Raw genomic sequence first — 14536 nt, 5'->3', positions numbered from 1 at the left:
TTTTTGTACACCTTGCGCCTAAGAGTCCAAGGGTTTACCCCCAGAATCTCAGCCGCTTCAGTTATCTTATGCCGTCTTTGTTCTGCCATACATAAAAGTATAGCAAATAAAGTCAAAGTTTTAGATAATTAGTTATCATGCATCGGATTCCCTGGGGGTTAATCTTGTTAAGCTAGTGATTGAGAGGGAACAGACAGCCCCTGAACGAGCAAGGCGCTTAATCGAACAAGCCCAAGCCCAGATAAGGGATCAGACGACACAACGGAACCTAATTAATTTAATTGAGACAATTATTGTTTACAAATTACCGCAAAAAAGCCGGGAGGAGATAGAAGCCATGTTCGGGTTAAGTGAACTCAAACAAACCAAAGTTTATCAGGAAGCTAAACAAGAAGGCTTCGATGAAGGTGAACAAAAAGGTCAACTCAAAGCTAAGTTAGAAGCCATCCCTCGGATGATGCAGTTGGGTTTAAATTTGGAGATGATTGCTGAAGGGTTAGATTTGCCTCTCGAAATTGTCCAAGCAGCAGCACAGTCATTCGCTCAACAGAATGTTGCGGCTTTTATGGAACTCTTAAGTCATCAACGAGAGCTTTTCTCGGCTCAAGATTTGGCTAACTTGGCTGAATTAATCAAACCGTTACCTGATAAAATAGAAAATCTATCAGACGCGATCGCACAATGGTGCAAGCAAGACGGACATTCAGCACAGCTTCAGGCTTGGCGTCATGTTCTGTCTAGTTTATGGGCGGCTACAGTCGAGCAATTGTTAGCGAGTAACCTTGAATCCCTTGATACTCCATCTGCTGCACTCAACAAAGCGATGCTACAACAGGCGATTGAATCAGGAGAGTCTTCTAACTGAGCGATCGCGCTATCTCTATGTTTCTTAATGTCCGAGTTTCAATCCCTGATGGAGATTATAGACAAGTAGGGTGGGCATTGCCCACCTGACTCGCTAAATCCCGCGTCGAAATGCCCGAATCGCTTCGCCTGCATCAGTCTCCGCCATCAAAATACACTGTCTTAGCCAGTCAATATCAAGTTCACTCAATCCAGATAGCTGGCTGCGTTCAATGGGTTCATAACCACTATCTCGAAGATGATACAGCTTCAGTAATCCATCTTGCCAAAACCAAACCTCTGGAACGCCCAACGCTTGATAGCGTTCTAATTTACTGGTATCTCCACTGGTGAAAACGACTTCAATCGACAAATCGGGAATCGGCTTGACACTTCCGATACAAAAAGACTCGTCAGCTTGGGCGGAAACAACGCCGGGTTTTTCCTGAGTCATCGCCCCTGTAGGCTTAAAGAAGATTCCCTGTTCAACCAGAAATGTTGTGACTAAGTAACTGATAATACGAGCAAATGTTTCATGATCCTGTCCCGGCATGAGAATCTCGATCATCCCTTCATAATAAGAGAGGCGCACTCCAGAAGAACCCTCAAAACCCATTTGAATACACTTAAACTGTTCCCAGGTTCCCTGATGAACAATGCGTTGATCGGTTGTTTTGTCAAGTAGTGGGGACATGGTATTCGGTTTTGGTTATCGCCGATAGGAGTTGCAGAGAATTTCGCCAATTGTAGGGGCTTGGTAACCAAGCCCTTACTTACATTAGTGTTTCTGTTTCAATCCCTGGTAGGGATTATAGAGGATTTTGACCGCCGACCTCTGAAACGCTTGCTGTATTTTGTTTTCAAGGTTCGATTGCGACAACCTCCTCTAACCGTAGCATTTCAGCCCTCGGTGTTGACAACCCCTGCCAACAAAAAAGCATCAAACCCTTTCTGAATAAGCTTTTCAGCTTTTGCGACAACCTCCTCATCCGTGAAAAAAGCTGTATCCCTGACCCAATAATGATTACAGCCTCAAATTTTGACTCCCCGAAAAAAACACCTACTGGTTGTCGCATCACAGAAAAAAAATCGAATTATCCCAAAGCTGTTCACTACCGATGGGTTCAACTGCACTAGACCAGCTCGGCGGAAGTAACTCTCCAGTTAAAAAACGTGTAAAGTCTTATTGTATAAGCCTTCTGACCTTCTGCCTCCTGCCTCCTGCCTCCTGCCTTCTTGCCCTAAGGTAACTCCACCGATGTCGGTTTAGCAATATGAGGTAATCCCCAACCCAACTTCTCACGCAGCACCCGGAAAAACTCAGGTGGTTGCAAGCGAATAAATCGAGCCGAATAAGGCGATCGCGCCACATGCACCTGATCCTCTGGTAACACATAACAACCCGCATTTCCATCCACCACCATCACCAACTGAGTCGGCATCGCCGGAAACACCTGCACTTTTTCCGTATCCGCAAACACTAACGCCCGCGACGCCAAGGAATGAGGACATATCGGCATCAACTGCAACACCGACACCCCCGGCGTTACCACCGTTCCCCCCGCACTCAGGGAATACGCCGTCGAACCCGTCGGTGTGGAGATAATCACCCCATCAGCCGCAATATCCACAGGTGAATGCCGTCCAATTTGCACCTCAAAATGGCACATACAGGTCAACGGTTCCCGGTGTAATACCATCTCATTCAAACACAAGGCTTCCCACCATATACACTGAGCCCGCATCACCTGCACCAACAGCATACTTCGTTCTTCAATCTCATACTCCCCCGTCATCACCTGTTCTATCGCCTGGGGAAGTTGATTCAGGTATATTTCGGTGAGAAATCCCATGTGTCCTGTATTAATTGCCAGCAAAGGAATTCCAAAAGGTGCCACTTGGCGAAACGCCGCCAGCACCGTACCATCTCCCCCCAGAACGATCGCAAACGCCATTTTTTCATCAAATCCCGGCGCGGCTAGCTTGTCTATGGGTGTATGACAGACTGGAGACTCTGGGCGGGAATAGCCTAAAAGTCCGCCAACACCCGTTGCCATATAAACCTCCCAACCCGCCGCCATGAGTTGCTCTTGTAACTCTTTAGCAACCCGACAAGCTATAGGTTTGTAGTCGTTATAGATAATCCCTGCTTTGCCCACACTTATCAGTCCGCGTCATACATCATTAATATTTGTTTTAGCCAATAACACTGGCTCGCTCAAGGAGAGAGGTTTGGAGAGAGGTTTTCCCGATCCCATGAAAAGTCAGCCCCATCACCCATCAGAACTTAGGGTTTTTTCATTGGTGTCTTCTTCTTCTTCTTCGCCTTGCTTTTCTCATAGTCAATTTCCCTCAGCTTCTTGGTAATTCGACTAAAATACTCTTGCAGATAAGCTTCCAAAGTGGTTGTATCTTTGGGATCAAGACCGAAAACCGGATAAACCTCATCCATTGAAGCCGTCATCGGTTTCCCCGTCGCTAACACCTCCGTGAATGCCAAGCGATCAGCGATATTCCACCCCCACTGAAAGAATCGGGTGATCTGGCGCATCGCCCGCAAGAAATTAATCGGGAGTCGAGCAATTTTGGCTTCTTTACCCGACAATCGCTCACAGATATTAATAATCTCATCGGCTCTCCAGGCTCGTGTTCCCACAACCGGAAAGGTTTTATTTGTCGTTTCCGGAACCTCAAGCGCACGAATGGCAAATTTAGCAATATCCTGAGTATCCATGTACGCCGTAGGCGCGGCTTTCCCAGTAATCCAAACCGCTTGTCCTTCCAGGATTGGCACAGCATACTGCATAATCAGCCCTTGCATAAACCCAGCCGGTTGCAGGATGGTGTAGTTCAATCCCGATTCTGCCAGAAACAGTTCCGTACACCGCTTAATCTCCATCAACGGCACCTTGGGGAATTTCTCACAATTGAGAATCGAGAAAAAGACATAGCGTTCCACTCCCGCCGCCACCGCCGCTTGAATCAGCGCCACTTTACCGTCCCAGTCTACCTGTTTAATCGTCAGGGAACCTGTTGGTCTAGAGGTGGCTGCATCAATGATAGCGGTCATACCCTCCAGAGCAGGCGGTAACGTATCGGGTTGACACAGGTTCCCTTGAACCACTTCCGCTCCCCATTCCTTTAAAAATGTGGCTTTTCTGGGGCTACGCACCAGACAGCGCACCTGATGACCTTCATCTAGCGCCCGACGAACCACCTGTCTTCCTAAAGTGCCTGTTGCACCAACGACCAACAAGTTCATTTATAAAAGTTTTGCCTGTAAACTTAACATTTCTATATAATTCTATCAGAATTTGGCATTGGTCAAAACACTGATTTCACGGATTTATTGGAGAGATAGGGGTAGGGAGGTGAGAGCTTATTGACACTGATTACACAGAGAATTTAGTTCTCTCATCTTCCCCATCTTCCCCATCTCCCCTATCTCCCCTCAAACAAATCTACCCTTCGCCTTGGATTTTGAGTAACAAAAATCCTAAACCCATACCCACGAGAATGAGGGTAAAGGATAGTACAGCAGCATTGAAAATTTCAGCGCCCATGATGTCTTATCTCCTTTTGCGATCGCTAAACAGGCTCTAAGTTATAAGATTATCGCGATTGGGTTTGATTCCAAAATGAAAACTGAGAAACGATTGTTTACACAACCAAACCACCCACCCCAAGGGCGTCCTCGCTTGGCTGTCACCTTGGGTGATCCGGCTGGAATTGGTCCGGAGGTGGTGCTCAAGGCGTTGGCAGATGAGCAGATAACTCAAGATGCTCAAATAACGGTTATTGGTAGTCGCTCGTTATTACAGACGGCATATCATCAACTGCGGCACACCGTAGACGATAGCATACCTCTGGCTGAACCGGATCATCTATCGATTTTAGATATCCCCTTAGACGCCTCAACCGAACGCCAGATTACTTTGGGACAGGGAAATGCAGCCAGTGGGGACGCCAGTTTTGCTTATTTGAGGAGTGCGATCGCCCAAACCTTGGCGGGTGAGTTTGAGGGAATTGTCACCGCACCGATTGCCAAATCAGGGTGGAAAGCCGCTGGACATCACTATCCGGGTCAAACCGAAGTGCTAGCACAGGCGGCTGGTGTGGAACGATTCGGGATGCTATTCGTCGCGCGATCGCCTCATACCGGGTGGCTATTGCGAACCCTGTTAGCCACCACCCATATTCCCTTACATCAAGTCCCCCCTACCTTAACCCCAGACTTGATGAAAACAAAACTGGATTTACTGGTGGAATGCTTACGGCTGGAGTTTGGGGTAGAAACGCCTCGCATTGCCATTTCTGGGTTAAACCCCCACAGTGGTGAACAAGGACAGTTAGGGCGTGAGGAAAAAGAGCGGTTAATTCCCTGGCTAGAGCAGGAACGACAACAACGTCCTCAGTTAAAATTAGATGGACTTGTACCACCAGATACCCTGTGGGTAAAAGCAGGTCAAGCTTGGTATGGTAACTCAGCGATCCCCAATCTCCCCGATGCATATTTAGCGCTTTATCATGACCAAGGTTTAATTCCAGTTAAACTGATGGCATTTGACCGCGCCATCAACACCACAATTGGTCTACCCTTTGTGCGAACCTCTCCCGATCACGGGACAGCCTATGATATTGCAGGTCAGGGAATTGCGAATCCCACCAGTATGAAAGCCGCCATTCAACTCGCCGCACAATTAGTCCGACATCGGCAAAGTTAAACGGGAGTAGTCGTACTGACGTGATGGAACGTCTAGGAGATGGGGGAGATGGGGGAGATGAGGGAGATGAGGGAGATGAGAGAACTAAATTCTCTGTGTAATCCGTGTCAATAAGCTCTCACCTCCCTACCCCTATCTCTCCAATAAATCCGTGAAATCAGTGTTTTGACAAATGACAAATTTAAAATCCGTAACTCCACCGAGCGCGATATCCTCTCACATCAATATGGGTAAAACAACTCGCACTCGCTAATCCGCCGCGACTTCCCCACCAAGATTCTAGACGCCGATTGACTTGGGGAGGGGAAATCCCTTGAACCACAAAATCAACTGCATCCCCGACTAAATGCCTGGATTTTGTTGCTCCTCCGACTTTACGATTAGTAACCGGGTCACGATACCAGGAATTGACGGTAATCGGAGCCCCCCCCAAATAGTCCCTCACTTCTTCCATCACTTGAGCTACTCTCAAAATCCCCTCAACTACTTCATTATTCACCGGAATTCTTGCGCCATTCTTGGTGGCTTCTGCCCAACTAAAATGCCCTCCTTCGAGAATTGAATTCCCTAGGTAAACTGTTCCTAATTTTGGCACCGTAATGGGACGTCCTTGATTGGGGGACGTAATTTTGGTTTCCGGTTCTTCTGCCGCCTCATTCGGACGATTATTCGGTTCACTTCCCTCAATGGCAATATGATCCTTGAAAACATACCAATTACTTTGATTATTCTGCCCCAATAAAACCCCATCGGGTAAAAGGATTTTGACGTGACCCCCATCAGCAGGTTCATCCTCAATCAGCTCTAGGTGAGTCCCTGCTTTAACGGTGATCTTCTCCTCCGGTTTGAGCCGAAACGATTGGTCAGGTCGTGCTTTAAATACGGTATCTGATAGGATTTTGACTTTAATTCCTGTCCCGGGTTTAGCAATATCAATAATTTTTTGGGATTGGAGATAGTAAACAATCGCTGCGGCTCCAATCCGGTTGGATGGGGTCTTCAGAACCGTGGTTCCAGCCCAAACCCACTCCGATTCCTCTCCGGCTCCATGTCTGAATCCATCCCACAAGTCGAATCCCCACAAATAAGCTCCCAGGGTGCGAGTTCGGGCTTTGTGGAATTCCTTTGCGAGTAACACTTCAGTGACTTTTTTCACAAATAAGTTAGGTTTGCGGAAGTTCCACTCACTATAGTGGATAACGGCGGCAAACCACCAGGGAATGCCTGTGGCTTGTTCAACGGTTTCGTAGTGTTGTCGCAGCGCCTTCATTTTCTCAGTAATTTGTTGGATTTCGGCTTCTTTTCCTTTTTGTAAGTTACAGGTCAAGAATGCTTTTTCGTAGTCCGGTAGGAGGGTTTTGAGGCGAAAGTCCATAGCTGTGTTTAGCCCTTGAGGTACAATTAACTCTAGTCAAGAGTTTAACATTCGGAAATAGGGAATAGGCAATAGTTATTCTAACTTAAGTAGGTTGATGGAAATAAACTCAACCATGTTAACTTATGTAAACAACCATCAAACCCTTACAAATGACGAATGACGATCTCCACCGTTAACTTTAATTGTCCCCACCTACTTATTCTTTTTTTAAAGCTCCTAGTCCCCACAAACAAATACCATATATGCCTAAATAAGCCCAAAGTTCTAACTCCCCACTAACGAGTAAAAAAGTCATCACGACAGGGAAAGTGATGGCTAACATGATCACAGCAGTATCATAGTCTACGTTCATGGCTTTTAAGTACCTATATATCAATCCTGTACGCTGTACTAAGAAATGTTAATAATTACTGTTGCCTGTTGCCTGTTGCCTAATCTTAACCGTTAAGTTTAATGAAAGTCCGACGACTTAGACCGCTCACAATGGTAGTTTGGGCATCTAATACTCATAAAAATTGCTTTTCTCCATGATTATACATTATATTATGAGGTGAACTTAGGCGTCTAATCCCTATATTTAGGCGAAATCAGAAGATAGCAGTAGGATAAAGCCGAACAGTCAATGATAGAACACGACTTGAATAGCGATCGCTCCTTAGCCTTAGAAACAGCATGGCAGCGATACGCCCAGCTTAAAACCCAAGCGGCAATCACCTACAGACAATACTTAAGTCTCCGGGGTGGAGCAATTTTGCTCAGTGCGATCGCCACATTCCTGGCGGTGGCGATCGCGAGTGTGGATAGAACCGTCATTACCGCTCCACCTGGGCGGCTATTAATTATCAGTTTAGTTTTAGTTCCGATTATCAATGTCATTGTCTTGGCGATCAGTCGCAACCCGCAACAAGGACAGTATTGGCAAATCCTCAATGCGGGTGCTGAGGAAACTCGCAAAACGATTTATCTGTATCGGACATTGTTACCTGGACAAGAAAATCGTCACCAGTGGTTGAATGAACGAGTGAGTGCAATTCAACGCCAGGTTTTTGATAGTCTGGGCGGTGATTTAGTGCTGCAACCCTATACCGGGAATCTTCCCCCAGATGAGGGAGGTGAACAGGCGACTCGTGACCCGGGTTTTAGTGATTTACTGCCCCCCGATTACTTACACTATCGCTTAGACGCGCAACTGCAACAGTATACCCAAGAACTTGCCCAACTCAACACCACTCGCCGCCGCTTACAAATTGCCCTGTTTAGCTTCGCGGGATTGAGTGCATTGTTACCCGTATTGGGCGTAAATGTTGGGATCTGGGTAGCATTTACCCTCTTTTTAGCTACAGCATTTACCCTGTGGCTAGAAGTCGGACGAATTGACGATCGCGTGAATGCCAATAATCAACTCATTCTCGCCCTGAACATGATACGCGATCGCTGGCAAAGTTTCACCGCAGCCGAGCGAACGGGTGAGGAATTTTTCCAGTTGGTGTTAGCCACAGAAAATGCGCTCTGGAATTACTACCGTCAACCGATGGCTGAACGGCGTCAAGTGGTGACGCCATCCCTGGAACCCAGTGATGATTTACTCACCGAGGCACTCAAACATCCTACCCCCAAACTCATCGAACCGGTGCCAGAGGCTGCTGAAGACAAAAAGGTTGAAACCATAGCCGTGGCTGCCAAATCGACGCAGGAAACAGTCACCTTAGATATTGTGCAGAAGGTCGAAAAGCCGGCTCAAACACCGCAAAAAAAAGGCTTGCCTCATGCCTTTGTGGTCATGCCCTTTGGACGTAAAAAGGCACCCGATGGGCGTTGGATTGATTTTAACAGCATTTATCAAACCTTAATCAAACCCGCCCTAGAAGAAGCTGGGTTTGAATCATTTCGGGCGGATGAAGAATCCGTGAGCGGCGATATTATCACCGATATGTTTCAAGAGCTATTGCTCGCTGACCTCGTCCTCACCGATTTAAGTATTGACAATGCCAACGTATTTTATGAATTAGGCGTTCGTCACGCGCTGCGGAAACGGGGTTTAGTGCATATTCAATGTGGTCGGGCGTATATGCCTTACGACATTTTCAACGTGCGAACCTTGCCCTATCACTGCGATGAGAGCGGCTGTCCAGACCCGAACTACTTGGAAAAAGATAAGCAGGCGATCGTCAAAATTGCCCGTGCCACTTGGGAATCGGACAAAAACCGCATTCATAGTCCCATTTTTAATGTTTTAACTGGACTCGATGAACCGGATCGCAAGTCCTTGCAAACGCCTCTGGCAACTGGCTATTGGCAAGAGTACAAAGAATGGCAAGAGCGGGTGGTGATTGCCCAGCGGCAAAAGCGGATTGGGGATGTCTTGTTATTAACCGAAGAGGTGAGTAATCCCCTGATCAAAGAAGAAGCCCTAGCTGAAGCAGGTAAAGCCCTAAAAAATCTAGGCAATCATGCCCTCGCCCTGCAAGAATATCGCCAAGGGTTAAAAATTAATTCCGACAATTCTGAGTTTCGCAAGGAAGAAGCTTTTCATCTGAGCCGCTTAAAGCAATTTGATGAAGCGATTGTCAAATTGGAGTCATTACTCCAGGATGAACCGAAAAACATTGATGCCCTCTGTTACTTAGCTCGCATTTACAAGGAAATGTGGCGGAATGAATGGCAAGATATCCCTGATCAATCAGAGCGATTGAACGCCGCCTATGATGCGGCTCACTTACTCAAAAAAGCCGTTGATACCTATCTCAAAGCCTATCGACTGGATCACAATCACTATTATTCGGGGATTAACGCCTTAACCTTATTAGCTGTCCTCGATCATTTAGTCCAGCATTGTGATGTCGATAGTGATGCGGAAGGGGAAGCACTGCGGCAACAGTTACCCAATCTCCAAGGTGCGGTTCACTTCTGCCTAGAAAGTGCCGTTAAACACAATGAAAATGATGCTTGGGCGTATGTTTCTTTGGGAGATTTAATGGTATTGGCAGCTCAAACCCCGAAACAGGTTACGCGAGCCTATAAGAAGGCACTGACTCTCCTCTGGAACAATAAATTTGCCCTCGAAGCCACCCTGGATCAACTGCAACTGTTGGCAGCCCTTTCTTTCCGTCCCAAGTACGTGCAGGCGGGACAGGTGGTGATCCAAGGAGAACTGGAGCGTCTGAACAATGAAACCGCCATGATTGCTGATGAGAGTGAACCAGAACCCACACAAGTGATTCTCTTTTCCGGTCACATGATTGATAGTCCCACAAGGGAGCAACCGCGTTTTCCCGCTGCCATGGAACATGAGGCGCGGCGAAAAATTGAGGAGACTCTGGATAAGTTAAATCCCAGTACCAATTGCTTAGCAATTGCTCCCGGTGCCGCTTGTGGCGGTGATATTTTGTTTATCGAAGCCTGCTTAAAGCGGAACGTGAAGGTGGAGGTGTTTCTGCCGTTTGCTCCGGCTCAGTTTATTGCCGAATCCGTTAGTTTTGCTGGGGATAACTGGACATCCCGTTTCTATACGATTCAGAATCATCCCAATGTGTCGTTTCATCTGCAACCGGAACGATTGGGAGATGTGCCGATCGGGGATAATGCCTTCCAACGCAATAATCGCTGGGCGTTGTATTCGACCCTCATGTATGGCATTGATCGAGTGCGACTGATTGTTTTGTGGAATGGTAAAGGCGGTGACGCGCCCGGAGGTACAGGTGACATGGTTCACCAAGTACGCCACTTGGGAGGCGTGGTTGAGCATATTGATACCACCAAGTTTGACTACTGGAACACCAGGACGGAAGTGTTAGCCCGTTAAATAAATGTAGAGACGCGCCATGGCGCGTCTCTACAGGTTGGTTTTCCGACTTGTTTGTGAAATCAGCAAACAACTGGGAATACTAAACTGAATGATTGAACGATTCTCTCTCTAGAGTTAATTCAATGGAAAACGCCTCTACTTTAACCTTTAAGAATAACCTCACCGCCCATGTTGTGCAAGTCCACAGTCCCACCACGTTGACGGCGGCGTTGCACCAGCTTGGTCTTGACCAACCCCGCCCGACCCTAGCGCTAGTGGGTGGGGCGAGTAAGATTAGTGAGTCGGACAAAAATGATTTGCGACGTCTTTTTATCGAAGTGATTGCGCCTCTGGCTGAACAACTAGGAGTGGCGGTTGTTGATGGGGGGACAGATGCGGGGATTATGCAATTTATCGGTCAAGCGCGGACAAGGATTTGTGCCACATTCCCCTTAATTGGCGTCGCCGCCATGGGTACAGTTCTGCTTCCTGGGGTTAAAAGTGTAAATGCTGATGCGGCAATGCTAGAGCCAAATCACACCCACTTTATATTAGTTCCAGGCTGCAATTGGGGAGATGAATCCCCCTGGTTATCTCAGATTGGTAGTCATTTAGCCAAGGGTTTACCCTCGGTGACGATTGTGATCAATGGCGGCGAAATTACCTGGCAGGATGTGGCGCAAAGTGTGAAAGCAAGGCGACCTGCGATTGTCTTAGCCGGGAGTGGACGAACGGCGGATAAATTGGCAGCCGCGTTGCAGGGAGAGGTAACGGATGAGCGAGCCATAGATTTAGTGGCATCGGGACTTTTGCACGCTATTGATATGAATAAAGATGCTGCCGTACTGGCTTCTATGATTGGACAGATGCTTTCTTGAGATCCAGTCCGGCTCAACGAGCATCCTTGATTAAAGCTGTGTCGATGCAATATATTAGTTTATGCGATCATAAAAAATAACTTCAGTTTAACGCTTACCGCTGACCCAATTTTATCACAAATTGTTTAACAATTGATAGACACAATTGGGCAAAAACCATGGTTTTGTCTATCGTTGTTGATGTATTTCCCAAATTTCCTAAGCCTCCCTTGTTGTATAGACTCTTGCAGATCAAGGCATAGAACGTGGCAAAAAAGAACTCCTACCGTCAATATCTTAGACAACACCTGAGTGACTTAATCGATGAGACTGACTTGCCCACCTTGAAAAAGGACTTTATGAAAGCCCGGTGGCTGGATCAAGTGCTGTGGCTGGAAGGACGGGCAACCAAGGAACGCGATCGCCATTACTCCCTGAGGCTACTGACGATTATCGGCGGTGTTATTGTCCCGGCGATGGTGGGGTTCAAAAGTACTAATCCGAAGATTGAGGAAATTGTCGGCTGGACGGCGTTTGGGTTGAGTCAAGCGGTAGCCGTGTCAGCAGCAATTGAAGAATTTTTTGCTCATGGAGAAAAGTACAAACAATTCCGTAATACGGCGGAAAATATGAAAATTGAGGGCTGGCAGTTCCTGCAAATGGCAGGACCTTACAGCCAGTTTGAATCCCACGACGATGCTTATGCCACGTTTGCCTATCATGTTGAGCAGCTCATTCAAAAAGACGTGCAAGGTTTCGTCGCTCAGTTTGAAGAAAAAGGACAGAGCAAAGAGAAGACACCAGCAACCGTGGCTCAAAATGCCGAGCTAGCCCTGAACAATCTCAACGAGAAAATTGAGTATCAGGCGCAATTGCAGCGGGAAGCAGAGGAACGCCGCCGCTGGGAAGAAGAGCAGCAGCGTTTGCAAAGTGAATTTTCAGTGCCGCCGCAACCTGCTGTAACCAATGGGGAAGATGTCCAGACCACTCCCCCAGTTAGTCTAGAAGATTTGCCCCCCCTCGGTGCCGCTGCGATGACCTGGTTTGAAGAAGCAGAACCGGAGGAACCGAACCAGCAAGAATCGATGAATGGTAAAGGGAACAGTGAGCCAGCCAAACCATCTGTACCGCAATTGCTTACACCCGAACAAGCGGCAAAAATTATGGATTGTCCCCTAGCCGATTGTCAGAAATATTTACCTGGGGTGCTGGAGGCGCTGCAAGAGTATGACATCTTGGATAAGCAGGTGCTGATTGGTTTACTGGCAACGGTGCGGGTGGAAACCAATGGGTTTAAGCCCATTAATGAGTTTGGTGGACCGAAATACTTTACTAAACATTATGAAGGACGCCGTGATTTAGGGAATGTGCAGCCAGGGGATGGGGCGAAGTACCACGGTAGAGGCTACATTCAGATTACCGGGAGAGCTAATTACCGCAATTATGGGAAAAAATTGGGGGTGGATTTGGAGAATCAACCTGAATTAGCTCTCGACCCGGAAATTTCTGCTAAGATACTAGCTTGTTACTTTAAAGACAGAGGCGTCGCCACTGCTGCCAAAGTGGGAGATTGGCGTAAGGTGAGAAAATTGGTGAATGGCGGCTATAACGGGTGGGATGTTTTTTCTAAGTATGTTGAGAAAGCTAAGGCGGTAATTGGTTGACTTATGGAACCAACAGAAGAAGTTTTTTTTCAAGTCCAGGAACTCAAGGAAGTGATTCAGGAACTTAAAGAGCAGATCAAAGAAATGCAAACGATAAATGAGGTGCAGCAAGAGTCAATTACATCGTTGATTGCTTTATCTCAGAAGCAAACGACGGTGATTGAGCAACAAACCTCTGTGATTCAGCAATTGGTGAGTCAGTAAGGGGAAGATGCAGCAGCACTGGCTCATCGGATTGGACAGGTGCTGTCTTGACCGGAATTAATTGCCTTCAGATGGGGTGCGAATCAATACGGGTAAGGGGCGCTTACAGATTAAGGCATAGAACGTGGCAAAAAAGACCTCTTATAATCAACAACTTCGGGAAAAGTTGAGTGGGTTAATCGAAAAGACCGACTTACCTCCTCTGAAAAAAGATTTTATGGAAACCCGGTGGCTGGATCAAGTGCTGTGGCTGGAAGAACGGGCAACTAAGGCACAAAGGTGCTACTATTTCCTGAGGCTGTTGACGATTATTGGTGGTGTTATAGTATCGGCGCTAGTGGCGTTCCCTTGCACAAAGATATGCAGGATTTCGTCGCTTGGTTCGAGGCAAAAGAACAGGAAAGCCAGAAAAAGACAGAAGAAACAGCGGCTCACAATACCGAGCTAGTTCTGAGTCATCTCAACGATCAAATGGAGTATCGGTATCAGGAGAAATTGCGGCAACTTGAGGAAGAGAAATGCCGTTGGCAAGACGAGAAAGAGCGTTGGTAACAGGAGAATTTAGCGCCGCCGAAATCAGCTGAAACTCATCAAGACTCGTCGAGTTGACGCTATTAGAGGATTCGCCGAATAAAGCGTCTACAACCGCCCTCCTAGTGCAGCGCGGCAGAAATAACTAACCAGTTAACAATCTCCCGAAAAGCAGCCACCATAAGCATCGAGTAATTTCCAGGGTTTCGCATCTTACCTAACAACGTTGGCGCTAACAAAAAGCCAGCCGGATGTAGCTACCACAATGAGGATTTTAATGATGCGAAAGACAACAGGTTACGCTTCAATTCTGAGCAGTCTCTCGGTTAGTATTTTGACGAGTTTGAGTCCAGTTTCGGCTCAAATTGTGCCGGATAATACACTTCCGGTGAATTCTCAGGTGACGGGATGTCCGGTTTGCCTGATTCATACCAAATCCGGGTTAGCCACCCCCTTTATAAGCTAGTCCGCGCAGGCGGACTTTGTTTGTGTAGCTGCGACTTCTAGTCGCCAGGGCAAAAAAAGGGGTTCCTCACGTTGCGTCACTAAGC

At 47.1% G+C, this 14536-nt stretch carries 15 protein-coding genes; 8 read left to right on the top strand and 7 right to left on the bottom strand.

Features of this window, described 5'->3' with window-relative positions:
* The coding region (locus tag RIE73_RS16095) for a helix-turn-helix domain-containing protein (protein ID WP_446402067.1) at positions 1–89 on the bottom strand (89 nt) is incomplete at its 3' end.
* Between the two features lie 35 nt (positions 90–124).
* Between RIE73_RS16095 and RIE73_RS16090 the strand changes: the two genes are divergently transcribed.
* Positions 125–865, top strand: a complete 741-nt coding sequence (locus RIE73_RS16090) for an Rpn family recombination-promoting nuclease/putative transposase (RefSeq protein WP_446402134.1) — start codon at positions 125–127, stop codon at positions 863–865.
* A gap of 93 nt (positions 866–958) precedes the next feature.
* On the opposite strand, the gene RIE73_RS16085 is transcribed toward RIE73_RS16090, so the two are convergent.
* From RIE73_RS16085 to petM, 4 genes are all read right to left on the bottom strand, one after another.
* Positions 959–1537, bottom strand: a complete 579-nt coding sequence (locus RIE73_RS16085; protein WP_446402131.1) for a Uma2 family endonuclease — start codon at positions 1535–1537, stop codon at positions 959–961.
* Between the two features lie 547 nt (positions 1538–2084).
* A complete protein-coding gene (locus tag RIE73_RS16080) occupies positions 2085–3002 on the bottom strand; it encodes an NAD(+) kinase (RefSeq protein ID WP_446402130.1) in 918 nt (305 codons plus the stop codon).
* 128 nt (positions 3003–3130) lie between these two features.
* The gene (locus RIE73_RS16075) at positions 3131–4105 is read right to left on the bottom strand and encodes an SDR family oxidoreductase (protein ID WP_446402129.1); all 975 of its coding nucleotides are present in this window, start codon (positions 4103–4105) and stop codon (positions 3131–3133) included.
* 199 nt (positions 4106–4304) lie between these two features.
* Positions 4305–4406, bottom strand: a complete 102-nt coding sequence (gene petM, locus RIE73_RS16070) for a cytochrome b6-f complex subunit PetM (protein WP_446402128.1) — start codon at positions 4404–4406, stop codon at positions 4305–4307.
* A 75-nt stretch (positions 4407–4481) separates the two neighbouring features.
* Here petM and pdxA point away from each other — a divergent pair, with 75 nt between their 5' ends.
* Positions 4482–5567, top strand: coding sequence for a 4-hydroxythreonine-4-phosphate dehydrogenase PdxA (pdxA, locus tag RIE73_RS16065; RefSeq protein WP_446402127.1), 1086 nt, complete (start codon positions 4482–4484; stop codon positions 5565–5567).
* 181 nt (positions 5568–5748) lie between these two features.
* On the opposite strand, the gene RIE73_RS16060 is transcribed toward pdxA, so the two are convergent.
* Both RIE73_RS16060 and RIE73_RS16055 read right to left on the bottom strand, forming a co-directional pair.
* A complete protein-coding gene (locus RIE73_RS16060; protein ID WP_446402126.1) occupies positions 5749–6942 on the bottom strand; it encodes a D-Ala-D-Ala carboxypeptidase family metallohydrolase in 1194 nt (397 codons plus the stop codon).
* A 199-nt stretch (positions 6943–7141) separates the two neighbouring features.
* The gene (locus RIE73_RS16055) at positions 7142–7297 is read right to left on the bottom strand and encodes a hypothetical protein (protein WP_446402125.1); all 156 of its coding nucleotides are present in this window, start codon (positions 7295–7297) and stop codon (positions 7142–7144) included.
* Positions 7298–7567: 270 nt separating this feature from the next.
* Here RIE73_RS16055 and RIE73_RS16050 point away from each other — a divergent pair, with 270 nt between their 5' ends.
* From RIE73_RS16050 to RIE73_RS16025, 6 genes are all read left to right on the top strand, one after another.
* On the top strand, positions 7568–10747 hold the full coding sequence (locus RIE73_RS16050) for a TRAFs-binding domain-containing protein (RefSeq protein WP_446402124.1): 3180 nt from the start codon (positions 7568–7570) through the stop codon (positions 10745–10747).
* A 125-nt stretch (positions 10748–10872) separates the two neighbouring features.
* The gene (locus RIE73_RS16045; RefSeq protein WP_446402123.1) at positions 10873–11607 is read left to right on the top strand and encodes a hypothetical protein; all 735 of its coding nucleotides are present in this window, start codon (positions 10873–10875) and stop codon (positions 11605–11607) included.
* A gap of 245 nt (positions 11608–11852) precedes the next feature.
* A complete protein-coding gene (locus RIE73_RS16040; RefSeq protein WP_446402122.1) occupies positions 11853–13250 on the top strand; it encodes a DUF4231 domain-containing protein in 1398 nt (465 codons plus the stop codon).
* A gap of 3 nt (positions 13251–13253) precedes the next feature.
* Positions 13254–13454 carry a hypothetical protein gene (locus RIE73_RS16035; RefSeq protein ID WP_446402121.1) on the top strand — a complete coding sequence of 67 codons (201 nt, stop codon included), beginning with the start codon at positions 13254–13256 and terminating at the stop codon, positions 13452–13454.
* A 217-nt stretch (positions 13455–13671) separates the two neighbouring features.
* Positions 13672–13902, top strand: coding sequence for a DUF4231 domain-containing protein (locus RIE73_RS16030; RefSeq protein ID WP_446402133.1), 231 nt, complete (start codon positions 13672–13674; stop codon positions 13900–13902).
* Between the two features lie 360 nt (positions 13903–14262).
* Positions 14263–14451, top strand: coding sequence for a hypothetical protein (locus RIE73_RS16025; RefSeq protein WP_446402120.1), 189 nt, complete (start codon positions 14263–14265; stop codon positions 14449–14451).
* Positions 14452–14536 lie beyond the last annotated feature (85 nt).

It is taken from the genome of Coleofasciculus sp. C1-SOL-03, from assembly GCF_040220555.1.
Taxonomy (GTDB): Bacteria; Cyanobacteriota; Cyanobacteriia; order Cyanobacteriales; family Coleofasciculaceae; genus Coleofasciculus.
The sequence above is the reverse complement of the archived record's forward strand: the minus strand, read 5'-3'. Positions and strand labels throughout refer to the sequence as shown.